Raw genomic sequence first — 13,486 nt, 5'->3', positions numbered from 1 at the left:
ATCCTCGATCCGCGGGGATCGAGCGCGCCGCGCTGGCGGCTCGCCGCCGTCGCCGCGCCCCGGGCCGCGCTGGCCGACGCGCTTTCGACCGCGGCCTGCGTGATGGACCGCGCCGCGATCGAGGCCGCGCTCACGGCCTTTCCCGGCGCCACGCTCGTCGCGCTCGCCTGAGCGCCAGGCCCGCGCACGGAATTCCCGACGGATTCACACACGATTGACTTTCGTTAAGGCGAGTCACCCCCCGCCGCGGCGAAGTGAGCCCACGATCAACCGCTCCGAAAAGGAGAGCGCATATGCGCGAAGTCATGACCAAGAGCATGGCCCGTAACATCTTTTACGGTGGCTCGCTGTTCTTCATCATCATCTTCGTGGGCCTCTCGGCCCAGAGCCATCTTTATATCAAGAGCACCTCGACCAATGAGGCGACGCTCACCGACTCCGTCATCCGCGGCAAGCGGATCTGGGAGGAAAACGCCTGCATCGACTGCCACACGATCCTTGGCGAGGGCGCCTATTACGCCCCCGAGCTGGGCAATGTGATGCGCCGCTGGGGGATCGCCCCGGAGGACCACGAGGGCGCGATGGAAAGCCTCAAGGCCTGGATGGACGCGATGCCCTCGGGCATCGAGGGCCGCCGCCAGATGCCGCAGTTCCACCTCACCGAGGAGCAGTATCGGAACCTCGCCGATTTCCTGCTCTGGACCGGCACCATCGACACCCAGGGCTGGCCGCCCAATGACGCGGGCTGAGGGCAAGGAGCAAGGGACATGAAATACCAGACCCAGAAAATCGCGCTGATCTACATGGTCACGGCGCTGATCCTCTTCGCGGTGCAGGTCACGGTCGGGCTGATCCTCGGCTATATCTACATCGAACCGAATTTCCTTTCGGAGCTGCTGCCCTTCAACGTGCTGCGCATGCTGCACACCAATTCGCTGATCGTCTGGCTGATCACCGGCTTCTTCGGCGCGGCCTATTTCCTCGTGCCCGAGGAAAGCGAGCGCGAGATCCATTCGCCGATGCTGGCCTATATCCAGCTCGCGATCCTGGTGCTCGGCACCGCGGGCGTGGTCGTGACCTATGTCTTCGACCTCTTCCACGGCAATTTCTTCCTCGGCAAGGAGGGGCGCGAGTTCCTCGAACAGCCGATGTGGGTGAAGGCCGGCATCGTCGTCGCGGCGCTGATCTTCCTCTACAACGTCACGCTCACCGTGCTGAAGGGGCGCAAGACCGCGATCACCAATATCCTGCTGATCGGGCTCTGGGGGCTGGCGCTGCTCTTCCTCTTTGCCTTCTACAACCCCGCGAACCTCAGCCTCGACAAGGAATACTGGTGGTATGTCGTGCACCTCTGGGTGGAGGGCGTCTGGGAGCTGATCATGGCCTCGATCCTGGCCTATCTGATGCTGAAGCTCACCGGCGTCGACCGGGAGGTCGTCGAGAAATGGCTCTACATCATCGTGGCGCTCTCGCTCTTCTCGGGCATCCTCGGCACCGGGCACCATTACTACTGGATCGGGATGCCCGCCTATTGGCAGTGGATCGGCTCGATCTTCTCCTCGCTCGAGGTGATCCCCTTCTTCGCGATGATGGCCTTCGCCTTCGTGATGGTCTGGAAGGGCCGGCGCGACCACCCGAACAAGGCGGCGCTTCTGTGGAGCCTTGGCTGTGCGACGCTCGCCTTCTTCGGCGCCGGGGTCTGGGGCTTCCTGCACACGCTGCACGGGGTGAACTTCTACACCCACGGCACGCAGATCACCGCCTCGCACGGGCACCTCGCCTTCTACGGCGCCTATGTCTGCCTCAACCTCGCGATCTTCACCTATGCGATGCCGATGCTGAAAGGGCGTGATCCCTATAACCAGGTGCTCAACATGGCCTCCTTCTGGCTGATGTCGGGGGGCGTGGTGTTCATGACCTTCACGCTGACCTTCGCGGGCACGGTGCAGACCCATCTGCAGCGCGTGATGGGGATGAACTACATGGAGGTGCAGGACCAGCTCTGGATCTTCTACGCGATGCGCTTCGGCTCGGGCGTGGCGGTGGTGATCGGGGCGCTGCTCTTCATCTATGCGCTTCTTGCGGTGCGCAGCGAGGTGATCACCCCCGGCCCGCTGGAAAAGACCCGGCTCGCCCAGGACCCTGACCATATCGCGGCCGAATGACCGCCCGACCCGGAGATCAGGACATGAACGCGCAACCCAAAACCCTGGAGGGGGCGGCATCAGCCCCCTTCTACCTGCCCCAGGGCGATGAATGCGAGATTTTCGCCGCCGCCGCGGGCGCCGATCTGCCGGTGCTGCTCAAGGGCCCGACCGGGGTGGGCAAGACCCGCTTCGTCGCCCATATGGCGGCGCGGCTCGGGCGGCCGCTCTATACCGTCGCCTGCCATGATGACCTCTCGGCCGCCGATCTGATCGGGCGCTATCTGCTCAAGGGCGGCGAGACGACCTGGGTCGATGGCCCGCTCACCCGCGCGGTGCGCGAGGGCGCGATCTGCTATCTCGATGAGGTGGTCGAGGCGCGCAAGGATGTCACCGTGGTGCTGCACCCGCTGACCGATGACCGCCGGATCCTGCCGATCGACCGCACCGGCGAAGAGATCGAGGCGGCGCCGGGCTTTCTGCTCGTGGCCTCCTACAACCCGGGCTATCAGAATATCCTCAAGACCCTGAAACCCTCGACCCGGCAACGCTTTGTCGCGATGGAGTTCGATTTTCCCGCCCCCGCGCATGAGATCCATGTGGTGGCGCGCGAATCAGGCTTGGCCGAAGACCGGGTGCAACCGCTGGTGCGCCTTGCGGGCAAGCTGCGCGCGCTGAAGGGCCAGGATCTCGAAGAAGGCGTCTCGACGCGGCTCGTCGTCTATGCCGCGACCCTGATCGCGCGGGGGATGCCGATCGCGCGGGCGATCGAGGCGGCGATGATCGAGCCGCTTTCGGATGATGAAGACGTGAAACGCGGGCTCCGCGATCTCGTCACGGCCATATTCGGGTGAGGCGGCCGTGACGAAGATCGACTTCGAGCCATGGGAACCCGAAGAAAGCGTCGGGAAACTGTGGCACGCCCTTGCCAGCCGTCTTGACGCCCCCGAGGCGTATGACGGAGCCCGTGTCGACCTCTCGCAGGTCGGCGGACGGCTGGCAGTTCTGTTCCGCGCGCTCGGCGGCGGCACCTCGGTCGAGATCCGCCCGGTCGCCGAGGAGGTCAGCCGCCACCGGCTGAGCCTTCTGCGCCGGCTTGGCACCACCGCCGAGCGGGCGCCGCGCGCCTCTTTCGACGGGGCGGCGCTGCGCCTGCCCGCCTCGCTCGCGATCTACCCGGCGCGGGAGGCGAATGGCGCGGCCTATGTCTGGCTTGCCGCGCTCGCCGCCGCGGCCGGCGCCCCCGCGCCCCTGCCCGACGATCCGCTGCAGGCCGATCTGGCGCGCATTGCCATCGCCCGGCAGATGATCGCCGCGGCGCTGACCGAGGCGCCCGGCTTCCGCAGCCTTTACACCGACCTCGCCGCGGCCCTTCTGGCGCTGCGCCTGGCGGCCGATCTGCCCCCGGCCGAGGCGGCGGTCGAGGCGCTGATCCGCGCCGAGCTGGGCGACGAAAGCCCCCTCTCCGCGCTCGCGCGGGGCTATGCGCAGCGCCTTGCGAGCGGGACTTCCGCCGATCTGCGCGCCCCGCGCGGCTATCGCCCGGCGCGCCCGGTGGCGCTTTGGCTCGACCTGCGGCAGGCCGGGGTTTCGGCGCCAAGCGAGGTCGAGACCCGTACCACCGAGGGCCCGCCCGAGGAAGGCGAAGGCAGCGAGATGCACAGCGCGCGCCGCCACCGCGCCGATCAGGCCGAGCGCAAGGACAGTTTCATCCTGCACAAGTTCGAGGCGATCCTGAGCTGGGCCGAGTTCCTCAACCTCAACCGTCGGATCGAGGATGACGACACTGACGCCGCGAAGAAGGCGGCCGACGATCAGGAGGAGATCGGGCTTGGCCAGGTCTCGAAGGCGCCGGCGACGCGGCTGAAGCTGCATCTCGATCTCGCGCCCGAGGATGCCGACCGCGAGGCGCTTTCGGGGCGATTCACCTATCCCGAATGGGACGTGCGCGCCGGCGCCTGGCTGCCCGCGCATTGCGTGGTGCTGGCCTCCGATGTGGCGCCGGGCGACACGCTGCCCGAGTTCCGCGCCGATCCGCGCGCGCATCGCCGGATCCGCGCCGTGCGCCGGCAATTCGAGGCGCTGCGGCCGGGCCGCGTCTCCACCTCGGGCCATCTCGACGGCGACGAGCTGGACCTTGAGGCCACCGTCCGCGCCGCCGCCGATCTGCGCGCCAGCGGCACGGCGAGCGAGCGGATCTGGCGCCAGACGCGACCGCTGAAACGCGATCTCGCGGTCTCCTGCCTGCTCGATGTCTCGCGCTCGACCGAAAGCGCGGTGCAGGGGCGCCCGGTGATCGAGATCGAACACGAGGCGCTGGCCGCGCTCGCCTGGGGGCTCGACGCCTGCGGCGACGATTTCGCGATCAACGCCTTTTCGTCGCTCAAACGCGAGCGCGTCTATTTCCTCAACTGCAAGCGCTTCGGCGAGCCGATGAGCGCGCAGGTCGAGGCCCGGATCGCCGCGCTGAAACCGGGGTTCTACACCCGCCTCGGCGCCGCGATCCGCCATGCCAGCGCCGATCTCGCGCAGCAATCGCGCAAGCGTCGGCTGCTGCTTGTGATCACCGACGGCAAGCCCAACGACCTCGACCATTACGAGGGACGCCACGGCATCGAGGACAGCCGGATGGCCGTGCTCGAGGCGCGGCGCGCGGGGGCGGCGGTGCATGGCATCACCATCGACCGCGAGGGCAAGGCCTGGTTCGCGCGCATCTTCGGGCGCGGCGGGTTCTCGGTGATCCCGCATGCCGACCGGCTGACCGCGGCCCTGCCCGAGATCTATCGCCACCTGGTGGGCGCATGAGCGCGCAGGCCGATCCCTCCCCCCTCGATCAGCTGCCCGGCGATCTGATGATGTGGGTGCTGATCGTGTCCGAGCTTCTGGTCTTCGGCGCGGGGCTCGCCGCCTTTCTCGGCGTGCGGATCACCGATCCCGCCGGTTTCGCCGCGGCGCAGGACCACCTGCATCGCGCGCTCGCCGGGATCAACACGCTGGTGCTGGTCAGTTCGGGCTGGCTTGCCGCGCGTGCGGTGCGCTCGGCCGAGGCCGCGCGGCCCGGCGCGACGCGGTGGCATCTTGCCGGCGCCGCCGCGCTGGGCGGTGTCTTCCTCGCGATCAAGGCGGTCGAATATGCCGGCAATGCCGCGGCCGGGATCGGCATGACCTCGGGCGGGTTCTTCACCTTCTACTACCTGCTCACCGGGTTCCACGCCGCTCATGTGATCGCCGGGATCGTGATCCTCGGCCTCGTCGGCTGGCGCGCCGAGCCGCGCGCGGTCGAGGTCGGCGCCGCCTTCTGGCACATGGTCGATCTCGTCTGGGTGCTGCTGTTTCCGGTGATCTATCTCCTGAGGTGAGAATGCGCCTGCTGTCCGATCCGCTTGGCCGCGCCTGGGCGGCACTCGTCGCGCTCTCGCTCGGCTCCACGATGATCGCCACGCTGGTCGGGCGCGGGGCGCTGACGGGCGCCGAGGTCACCGGCGCCGGCGCGGTGATCCTGCTGCTCGCCTGGGCGAAGGCGCGGGTGATCCTCGATCGCTATCTCGGCCTCGCCGCGGCGCCGTTCTGGCATCGCGGCTTCTCGATCGTGCTTGGGCTTTACTGCGCGGGGCTGCTCGCGCTTTACCTGATGGGCTGAGGCTCACTTCGCCCAGGCCGCGGCGGGATCCTCGGCGGCATAGTCGCGCAGGCTCTCGAGATCGTCGATCACCGCGATGTTCTGCTTCACCGTCACCCCCTGCTCGCGCAGCTTGGCGAAGGCGCGGCTCAGGCTTTCGGGTTTCATCCCGAGACGCCCGGCGATCAACACCTTGTCATAGGGCAGCGTCACCTCGCAGCGCCCCGCGCTGCATTTCGCGAGATCGAGCAGGAATTCCGCCACCCGCTGCGGACCGGTCTGCGCCTTCAGCCCCTCGATCTGCGCCACCAGCCGGTGCAGATGCGCGAAGGTCGCGGCCAGCAACGAGAGCGCAAGCCCCGGCTCCTCGCGGATCAGCCGCAGGATCGCCTCGGTCTCGATGCGCAGCAGACGGCAGTCGGTCGCACATTCGGCCGAGACCGGGTAGCTGTCATGGGTGAAGGCGACCGCTTCGCCGAAACTGTGGCCGCGGGTGAACACGCCCACCACCGCTTCCGCCCCGTTCGGCGCGATGCGGTAGAGCTTCACCCAGCCCTCCACCACGATATAGACCGCGGTTGCCGTCTCCCCCTGCAGGAAGACGGTGGCGCCGCGCTCCATCTCGCGTTCGCGCGCTGCGGCAATGATCTTGTCCTGCGCGTCCCGCGGCACCGAAGCGAGCAGGAGCGATTTGCGCGCGATGAAGTCGCTGTCGAAATTCATGGCGCCCCCTTTCCCGTGCCGGTTTGTCACAGCCGGGGCGATCAGAAAACCCTTTTCCGAACGTCAGCGGGGCTCAGCCGTCGACCAGCCTGCCATCGCGCAGATGGATCAGCCGGTCGAAACGATCGAAGATCTTCTCGTCATGGGTGACGGTAAGGATGCAGGCCTCCTGCTCGGCGGCGAGTTTGCGAAGCAGGTCCATCACCAGCTGCGCGCGCACCGAATCGAGCGCGGCGGTCGGCTCGTCGGCAAGGATGATCCGCGGCCGGTTCGCCAGCGCACGCGCGATCGCCACGCGCTGCGCCTCGCCGCCCGAGAGATGCGCGGGCTTGATCGCGGCGCGGTGGCCGACCTCGAGATAGTCGAGCAGCTCGCGCGCCCGCGCCTTCGCCGCGGCGGGCTTCCAGCCGGCGAGGTCAAGCACCAGCGAGACGTTCTCCTCGGCGGTCAGGAAGGGCAGCAGATTGTGCGCCTGGAAGATGAAGCCGATCTTGTCGAGCCGGAGGCGGCGCAGATCGCCGCGCAGCCAGCGCCCGTCGAAGACCGTCTCGCCGTCGAGCACCACGCGCCCGGCGGAGGGATCGACGATGCAGCCGATGATGTTGAGCAGCGTGGTCTTGCCCGAGCCCGAGGGGCCGAGCATCGCCAGCACCTCGCCGGCGCGGATCTGCAGATCGACCGCCCGCAGCGCATCGACCCGGGTCTCGCCCGCGCCATAATGCTTGGCGACGCCCGCAACCTCGACCAGAAGATCGCCGATCGCCATCTCAGCCCCCCAATGCGGTCGCCGGATCGACCTTGAGCGCGGCGCGGATGCCAAGCCCCGAGGCGGCGATGCAGACGACGACGATGATCCCGGCGAGCACCAGCGCATTCGCCGGTTCGAGCACCACGCGGCGCGGGAAATTGTCCTTCACGAGCAGGATCAGCCCGAGCCCGATCGCCCAGCCCGAGGTGCCGAGGATCAGCGCCTGCTGCACGATCAGGCCAAGGATGGTGCGGTCGGGCGCGCCGATCAGCTTCAGCGTGGCGATCTGTTTCAGCTTTTCCATCGTCATCGTGTAGATGATCAGCGCGATCACCACCGCCGAGACGGTGAGCAGGATGCCGAGGAAAAGCCCGATCTGGCGCCGCGCGCGATCGACGACCGAGGCGAGGAGGAGCTGCTCCTGTTCGGCCTGCGTCAGCACGCCGAGGTGCTTCCACTGCCGGATCGTCGCCGCGACACGGTCGAGATCGGCTCCGGGCTCGACCCGGGCGATCACCGCGGCGACATTGTTCGCCTCGGGCGGGGTGGCACCGCGCGCCGCACGCACGCGTTCGGCGGCGGGGTCGAGCTCGCTTTGCAGCGTGATCGCATCGGCGAGGGGGATGAAAACGGCCGGATCGCCGCCCGAGTTCATCGCATTCTCGGTCAGCCCGACGACGGTGAAGCGGTTGCGGCCAAGGCGGAGCGTGTCACCGACCGAAAGCCCGGTCTTGCGATCGGCGACCAGCTCGAAATGGCTGCGCGCAAGGCCGCGCCCGGCGACGATGCGCGCGGGCCCGCCGGGGCGGCCAAGCTCGGAGCCGATCACATAAAGGCGCAGCACCTTCGTGCCATGTGTGGCCTCGAGCGTCTGATAGGTGATCGCGCCGGCCGCGCGGATGCCGGGCAGACGCGCCACCGCGTCGCGGGTGATCGCGGGCAGCGTCGAGCTTTCGGCGAAGGGGCCCTGGGTGCCGGCCTCGACCACCCAAAGATCGGCGCCCGGCGCCTTCACCGCGGCGAGCGCGTCGGAGACGAGCCCGTTGTAGATGCCGATCATCGCCAGCACCACGGTCATCAGAAGCCCGAGCCCGAAACAGGTCAGCACGAAGCGGAACAGGCTGTGGCGGATGTCCTTGATCGCAAGGTTCATGGCGCGCGCCCCTCGACGCGCAGCGCGCGGCCCTCGGCGGCGCCCGCCGGCACCGGCGAGACGATCTGCGCCCCCTCGGGCAGCCCGCCGGTGACCTCGGCGCGGCCGAGGTCATCCCGCGCGCCAAAGCGCAGCGCGGCGCGGGCAAGCGTGCCGTCGCGCGCGATCCAGGCGGTGCCGCTGGCCCCGTCGAAACCGGTAATCTCGCTTTCGGGCAGCATCAGCGCGCGGTCGCGATGCCCGGTGGTGACCAGCACCTCGGCCTGTTCGCCGAGGAACATTTCGGCGGGGCAATCGCTGCAGCTCAACCAGATCTTGCGCTCCTCGTTCACCCGGTCGCTCTCAAGCCCGATGCGGACGAGTTCGCCGGAGAACTCCTGCTGCGGATGCGAGCGCAGCCGGATCGTGCCGGGCTGACCAAGCGCAAGCTGCCCGGCGCGTTCCTCGTCGATATAGGCCTGGATCCAGATCGTCTTCGGGTCGATCAGGCTGAAGATCGTGTCGCCCGCCTTGACCACGGTGCCCGCCTCGGCCTTGCGCGCGATGATCAGCGCGTCATAAGGCGCGGAAAGCACATGCTTTTCCAAAAGCGTGCGCGCCGAGCGCAGATTGGCGCCGGCCTCTTCCGCCTGCGCGCGCAGCACCGCGAGATCGGCCTCGGCCACGGCGAGATCGGCGCGCGCCACCGCGAGATCGCGCTGCGTCTCCTCGGCGCTCTGTTTCGAGGCGCGATCGGTGCGGGCCAGCTCCTGCTGCCGCGTGTCGGCCGCGGCGCGCTGCGCCAGCACCGCCTGGGCGCGCGGCAGCGCGGCCTCGGCCTTGGCCAATGCCGCCTGCGCCGCGGCCAGCCCCGCCTCGGCCTGCGCCACTTTCGCCTGCTGCTCCTCCGGATGCAGCTGCGCAAGCGCCTGCCCGGCCGCGACCCGGTCGCCCGCATCGACCGCAAGGCTCTCCACCGCGCCGGCGAGCTCGAAGCCCACCGCACTGAGCACCCGCGCCTCGACCGTGCCGAGCCCGTAGATCCGCAGCGTGACGTCGGTTTCCGGGGCGAGCACCCGCACCGGCAGCGGCCGATGGCGCAGCACCCAGATCCCCGCGACCAGCGCCACGACGATGCCCCCGATCACAATCCGGCTCTTGCGCATCTCAGCGATCCTCCTTGCCGCCCAGGAGCCGTAGCTGCAGCTCGAGCAGCCTGCGCCCCGAGACCTCGAGCGAAATCATGCGCGGGCCGAGCGCCCAGCGGATCGCGGCCCCCTGCACCAGCGAACTCAGCAGATAGGCGACGTCGCGCGGCGGCAGGTCGGCGGCGATGCGCCCCGCGGCCTGCGCCCGGGCGATGTCGCGCTCCAGCGTCTCGTGAAAAGCCGCGAGCCGCTCGCGAAAGGCCGCGCGCAGCGGCTCGTTCTCGGTGTTGAGCTCACGCGAGAAGAGCAGCATCGGGATCGCCGGCTGGCGCGCGATCACGCCAAGCTGCGCCGCGACGAGCGCACGCACCCGTGCGAGCGGATCCTCCACCCCCGCAAGCGCCGCCTCCCAGGCGGCGGCAAGCGTCGCTGTGACCTCCTCGGCCACCGAAACCCAAAGCTCCGCCTTAGAGGGGAAATGGCGGAACAGCGCCGCCTGGGTCAGCCCGATCTCATGGGCGACCGCATTCGTCGTCACCCGGTCGGGCCCGATCCGGTCCGCCATCTCGAGCACGGTCGAGACGATCTCGGCTTTTCGAAGGTCGGCTGGCTTGCGCATGGCGATGCCTTTGGTAAGTAATTGATTACTTACTAAAGGCATCACACCGGCCCGTCAACCGGCTCTGATGACGAGGCTGCCGCACCACTTAAGCCGGGCGCGTTCACGCCCCCCGGATCACCCGCTTGACCCGCTCCAGCGCCCGCGCGAGCAGATCCTGCGCCGTCGCGGCAGTGCCCGCCTCGACATAGACGCGAAATTCGGGCGCATTGCCGGAGGGGCGCAGGTGCACCACCTCATTTCCCGCAAGCGTCATCCGCAGCCCGTCGGTGCGGTCGACCTCCGTTTCCTGCCCCAGCGGGGCCAGGAAGGCGGCGCGCGCCGTGGCGCTTTCGGAGAGTTCCGCAAGGAAGGCGGCACTCGCCGCGCTCGGGATGTCGACGAGGCGATCGGCCGCCGTCACGCGCGGCGGCAAGGCACGGCACAGATCGGCGAGCGCGAGGCCCTGCGCCCTCGCGGCGGCGAGCGGGGCGATCAGCGGCAGGACCGCGTCGCGTGTCATCAGCGCCGCGAGCCGCCCCACGGGGGCCTGCGCCTCGAAGCCGAGCAGGAAGCCGCCATTCGCCTCGAACCCCACCACCTTCGCCCGCGGATCCGCGCTGCGCACGGCCTCCATCGCCGCGATGACGAAGGGCGATCCGATCCGGGTCAGATGCACGGCGCGGAAGCCCGGGATCTCGCGCAGAATCGAATTCGACGAGACCGGCGTGCAAATCACCTCGGCGCCGAGCGCCTGCGCCGTCAGCACCCCGAGACTATCCCCAGGGATCACCCTGCCCTGCGCATCCGCCAGCAACGGCCGGTCGGCGTCGCCATCTGTGGAAAGCACGGCGTCGAGATGCTTCGCCGCGCTCCATCGGGCCAGCCTGGCGCGGGTGTCCGGCGCGACAGCCTCGGTATCGACCGGGACGAAGACCTCCGAACGGGCGCAGGTGACGGTGGTGGCGCCCAGCGCCGCAAGCAGCGTCACCAGCAGGTCGCGCGCCACGGAAGAATGCTGGTAGACGCCCAGCCGCAGCCCCGCAAGCGCCTGCGGCCCATAGGCGGCGACGTAGCGCGCGACATAGTCGTCGCCCGCCGTGGTGCAGGTGGCAAGCGTACCGGGGACCGCCGCAGCGCCCGGCGCGGCCCCGAAGGCGGCGGAGATCGCGGCCTCGTCGCTCTTGGTGATTTCTCCGCTCGGCAGATAGAATTTCAGGCCATTGCGATCGGCGGGGATATGGCTTCCGGTGACCATGATCGCCGCCGCGCCCGCCGCCATCGCGGCCATCGCCAGCGCGGGCGTCGGCAGGGCGCCGCAATCGGTCACCGCGACGCCCGCGCTTCGGGCCGCGGCGATCACATCCGCGGCGATCCCGGGGGAAGAAGGGCGCAGATCCCGCCCCACGAAAAGCCCCGTCCCGATCGGGCAGGCGGCACGGAAGGCCTGCACATAGCGGGCGGTAAGCTCGGGCGTGAGTTCGGTCACGAGACCTCGCAACCCGGAGGTGCCGAATTTCGGTGCCATGATCCGATCCTCGAACGGTTTCCGCCACAGCCTAGGATGTCGGGGCCGCCGGGGCCATCGCGGAATTTCCGATCGGGCAAGCCGCGAGTGCCGCCCCCGCTCTCGCCCCCCTTCGGCCACGCCCCCGCGGTTGAGAAAAGTCAATGAGCGGCCGGCGCGCGCCGCCTATGGCTGGATCAGGAAACAGGAGTTGGCGGCATGAAGCGCGCAAGGCGGCTTGACGAGGTTTCGCAGACTTTCGGCGCGACGGAGGCCTCGCCGCAGATCCGCGGCGCCCGGGTGCGCGCGCTGTTCGACCGGATCGCGCCGCGCTACGATCTGATGAATGACCTGATGAGCTTCGGCACGCATCGGCTGTGGAAGCGCCATGTGATCGCGCGCGCGCTGGCGCATCTGCCCCCGGGCGAGGCGCCGCTGGTCGATCTGGCGGCGGGCACTGGCGATCTGGCGCTGGCGCTGCGCCGCGCCCTGCCCGCGCGGCGGATCGCGCTGGTCGATCCCTCGGCGGGGATGCTGGCGGTGGCGCGGGCGCGCGGCGGCGAGAGCCTCGACTACTTCGAGGCGCCGGGCGAGGCGCTGCCCTTCATCGACGATTGTATCGCGATGGTCACGCTGTCCTTTGGCCTGCGCAACATGGCCGATCCGGCGAAGGGGCTGCGCGAGGTCGCCCGCGTGCTGCAGCCGGGGGGCGTTTTGGTGCTGCTGGAATTCTCGCGCCCCGACGCCTGGTTCGCGCCGCTCTACAACCTGCACGCGCGCCATGTGATCCCGCGCATCGGCGCCTTCGTCGCGCGCGATCCCGCCGCCTATTCCTACCTTGTGCAATCGATCGAGCGGTTTCCCGCGCGCGAGGACATCGCGCGCGAAATCGCCGAGGCCGGCCTTGTGCTGCGCGAGGAGTGCAGCTTCGTCTTCGGCGTCGCCCGGATGCAGATCGCGGAGAAACTATGACACAGACCCTGCAGGATCCCCTTGCCGCCCGGCTGGCGCGCCTGCCCACGGCGGCGCTTTGGGTGCTGGCCGCGCGGTTCAAGACCGTCAGCCTGTCGCAGATGCCGGTGCTGGCGGGCAGCTGGCTTGCGGCCGAGGCCGGGCATTGGCGCGCCGATGTGACGCTGGCTGCGATGCTCGGCGCGGCGGCGATCCAGATCGGCACCAACCTGTGGAACGACGCGGCCGATGCCGCGCGCGGGGTCGACCGGGGCGACCGGCTCGGCCCGCCGCGGATGGTGGCGCTGGGGCTCTTGGACGGGGCGCAGGTGCGGCGTGGCGCGGCTCTGGCCTTCGCGCTGGCGAGCCTCGCCGGGCTCTGGCTGGTCTGGATCGGCGGGCTGCCGGTGGTGGCGGTGGGGCTGGGCTCGCTGGCCTTTGGCTACCTCTATTCGATGGGGCCCTGGCCGATGTCGGGCCTGCCGGTGGGCGAGGCGCTGGTGATCGCGTTTTTCGGCGTGATCGCGGTGTCGACGACGGGCTGGCTGCAGGGGGTTGCGCCTTTCGCGCCGCGCACGCTGGCGCTGGGGCTGATGATCGGGCTGCCCGCGGCGGCGGTCCTGATGCTGAACAATCACCGCGACCGGGTGCAGGACGCGCGCGCGGGGCGGCGCACGCTCGCGATCCTGATCGGCGACCGGGCGAGCCGGGCCAGCTATTTCGCGCTGCTCCTTGGCGCGCTGGCGCTGGCGGGCTGGATCGCGCCTTCGGCCTGGCTCGCCCTGCCCGCGGCGCTGATCCTCTGGCTCGGCCATGCGATGGCACATTGGCCGGTTTCGGCCCGGCTTAACCGGCTTCTCGGGCAGACCGCCCTGGCGCAGATGTTGCTGTTGCTGGCCGTCATCCTGGGCTGAGA

Annotated in this window: 14 protein-coding genes; 8 read left to right on the top strand and 6 right to left on the bottom strand. The window is 69.4% G+C overall.

Annotated elements, in window-relative coordinates; genetic code table 11:
- Nucleotides 1–293 precede the first annotated feature (293 nt).
- Genes AB7U46_RS15155 through AB7U46_RS15130 form a run of 6 tightly spaced genes read left to right on the top strand, consistent with a single transcriptional unit; the run spans nt 294 to nt 5,784 of the window.
- On the top strand, nt 294–749 hold the full coding sequence (locus tag AB7U46_RS15155; protein WP_428337820.1) for a c-type cytochrome: 456 nt from the start codon (nt 294–296) through the stop codon (nt 747–749).
- An 18-nt stretch (nt 750–767) separates the two neighbouring features.
- Nucleotides 768–2,165: a cbb3-type cytochrome c oxidase subunit I gene (locus tag AB7U46_RS15150; protein ID WP_428337819.1), complete on the top strand. Its 1,398-nt coding sequence runs from the start codon at nt 768–770 to the stop codon at nt 2,163–2,165.
- A gap of 23 nt (nt 2,166–2,188) precedes the next feature.
- Nucleotides 2,189–2,998: a CbbQ/NirQ/NorQ/GpvN family protein gene (locus AB7U46_RS15145; protein WP_428337818.1), complete on the top strand. Its 810-nt coding sequence runs from the start codon at nt 2,189–2,191 to the stop codon at nt 2,996–2,998.
- Nucleotides 2,999–3,005: 7 nt separating this feature from the next.
- On the top strand, nt 3,006–4,949 hold the full coding sequence (locus tag AB7U46_RS15140) for a nitric oxide reductase activation protein NorD (protein ID WP_428337817.1): 1,944 nt from the start codon (nt 3,006–3,008) through the stop codon (nt 4,947–4,949).
- The gene (locus AB7U46_RS15135; protein WP_428337816.1) at nt 4,946–5,503 is read left to right on the top strand and encodes a cytochrome c oxidase subunit 3 family protein; all 558 of its coding nucleotides are present in this window, start codon (nt 4,946–4,948) and stop codon (nt 5,501–5,503) included. The genes AB7U46_RS15140 and AB7U46_RS15135 overlap by 4 nt, the downstream gene beginning before the upstream one ends.
- A 2-nt stretch (nt 5,504–5,505) precedes the next feature.
- Nucleotides 5,506–5,784, top strand: a complete 279-nt coding sequence (locus AB7U46_RS15130; protein ID WP_428337815.1) for a nitric oxide reductase F protein — start codon at nt 5,506–5,508, stop codon at nt 5,782–5,784.
- 3 nt (nt 5,785–5,787) lie between these two features.
- Here the strand turns inward: AB7U46_RS15130 and AB7U46_RS15125 are convergent, their stop codons facing one another.
- The 6 genes from AB7U46_RS15125 to AB7U46_RS15100 form a co-directional block, all read right to left on the bottom strand.
- Entirely contained in the window at nt 5,788–6,486 is a 699-nt protein-coding gene (locus AB7U46_RS15125) for a Crp/Fnr family transcriptional regulator (RefSeq protein ID WP_428337814.1), read from the bottom strand.
- Between the two features lie 73 nt (nt 6,487–6,559).
- Entirely contained in the window at nt 6,560–7,252 is a 693-nt protein-coding gene (locus AB7U46_RS15120; RefSeq protein WP_428337813.1) for an ABC transporter ATP-binding protein, read from the bottom strand.
- A 1-nt stretch (nt 7,253) separates the two neighbouring features.
- A complete protein-coding gene (locus AB7U46_RS15115) occupies nt 7,254–8,387 on the bottom strand; it encodes an ABC transporter permease (RefSeq protein WP_428337812.1) in 1,134 nt (377 codons plus the stop codon).
- Nucleotides 8,384–9,532: an efflux RND transporter periplasmic adaptor subunit gene (locus AB7U46_RS15110; protein WP_428337811.1), complete on the bottom strand. Its 1,149-nt coding sequence runs from the start codon at nt 9,530–9,532 to the stop codon at nt 8,384–8,386. Before AB7U46_RS15110 ends, AB7U46_RS15115 begins: the two co-directional genes overlap by 4 nt.
- Nucleotide 9,533: 1 nt before the next feature.
- Nucleotides 9,534–10,133 carry a TetR/AcrR family transcriptional regulator gene (locus tag AB7U46_RS15105; RefSeq protein WP_428337810.1) on the bottom strand — a complete coding sequence of 200 codons (600 nt, stop codon included), beginning with the start codon at nt 10,131–10,133 and terminating at the stop codon, nt 9,534–9,536.
- Between the two features lie 103 nt (nt 10,134–10,236).
- Entirely contained in the window at nt 10,237–11,640 is a 1,404-nt protein-coding gene (locus AB7U46_RS15100; RefSeq protein WP_428337809.1) for a phosphomannomutase, read from the bottom strand.
- Between the two features lie 198 nt (nt 11,641–11,838).
- On the opposite strand from AB7U46_RS15100, the gene AB7U46_RS15095 reads away from it, so the two are divergent.
- Nucleotides 11,839–12,591: a ubiquinone/menaquinone biosynthesis methyltransferase gene (locus AB7U46_RS15095; protein ID WP_428337808.1), complete on the top strand. Its 753-nt coding sequence runs from the start codon at nt 11,839–11,841 to the stop codon at nt 12,589–12,591.
- Nucleotides 12,588–13,484 carry a 1,4-dihydroxy-2-naphthoate octaprenyltransferase gene (gene menA, locus AB7U46_RS15090; RefSeq protein WP_428337807.1) on the top strand — a complete coding sequence of 299 codons (897 nt, stop codon included), beginning with the start codon at nt 12,588–12,590 and terminating at the stop codon, nt 13,482–13,484. The genes AB7U46_RS15095 and menA overlap by 4 nt, the downstream gene beginning before the upstream one ends.
- Nucleotides 13,485–13,486: the final 2 nt, after the last annotated feature.

It is taken from the genome of Paenirhodobacter sp. (genome assembly GCF_050177655.1).
Classification (GTDB): Bacteria; Pseudomonadota; Alphaproteobacteria; order Rhodobacterales; family Rhodobacteraceae; genus Rhodobacter.
Note: the sequence above shows the minus strand (reverse complement) of the source record. Positions and strands in the feature narration are given on the sequence as shown.

Bases quoted from the DNA above. Each gene is read 5' to 3' on its own strand.
- AB7U46_RS15155 (WP_428337820.1), top strand. From the start codon at position 294: ATGCGCGAAGTCATGACCAAGAGCATGGCCCGTAACATCTTTTACGGT.
- AB7U46_RS15150 (WP_428337819.1), top strand. From the start codon at position 768: ATGAAATACCAGACCCAGAAAATCGCGCTGATCTACATGGTCACGGCG.
- AB7U46_RS15145 (WP_428337818.1), top strand. From the start codon at position 2,189: ATGAACGCGCAACCCAAAACCCTGGAGGGGGCGGCATCAGCCCCCTTC.
- AB7U46_RS15135 (WP_428337816.1), top strand. From the start codon at position 4,946: ATGAGCGCGCAGGCCGATCCCTCCCCCCTCGATCAGCTGCCCGGCGAT.
- AB7U46_RS15130 (WP_428337815.1), top strand. From the start codon at position 5,506: ATGCGCCTGCTGTCCGATCCGCTTGGCCGCGCCTGGGCGGCACTCGTC.
- AB7U46_RS15125 (WP_428337814.1), bottom strand. From the start codon at position 6,486: ATGAATTTCGACAGCGACTTCATCGCGCGCAAATCGCTCCTGCTCGCT.
- AB7U46_RS15120 (WP_428337813.1), bottom strand. From the start codon at position 7,252: ATGGCGATCGGCGATCTTCTGGTCGAGGTTGCGGGCGTCGCCAAGCAT.
- AB7U46_RS15115 (WP_428337812.1), bottom strand. From the start codon at position 8,387: ATGAACCTTGCGATCAAGGACATCCGCCACAGCCTGTTCCGCTTCGTG.
- AB7U46_RS15110 (WP_428337811.1), bottom strand. From the start codon at position 9,532: ATGCGCAAGAGCCGGATTGTGATCGGGGGCATCGTCGTGGCGCTGGTC.
- AB7U46_RS15105 (WP_428337810.1), bottom strand. From the start codon at position 10,133: ATGCGCAAGCCAGCCGACCTTCGAAAAGCCGAGATCGTCTCGACCGTG.
- AB7U46_RS15100 (WP_428337809.1), bottom strand. From the start codon at position 11,640: ATGGCACCGAAATTCGGCACCTCCGGGTTGCGAGGTCTCGTGACCGAA.
- AB7U46_RS15095 (WP_428337808.1), top strand. From the start codon at position 11,839: ATGAAGCGCGCAAGGCGGCTTGACGAGGTTTCGCAGACTTTCGGCGCG.
- menA (WP_428337807.1), top strand. From the start codon at position 12,588: ATGACACAGACCCTGCAGGATCCCCTTGCCGCCCGGCTGGCGCGCCTG.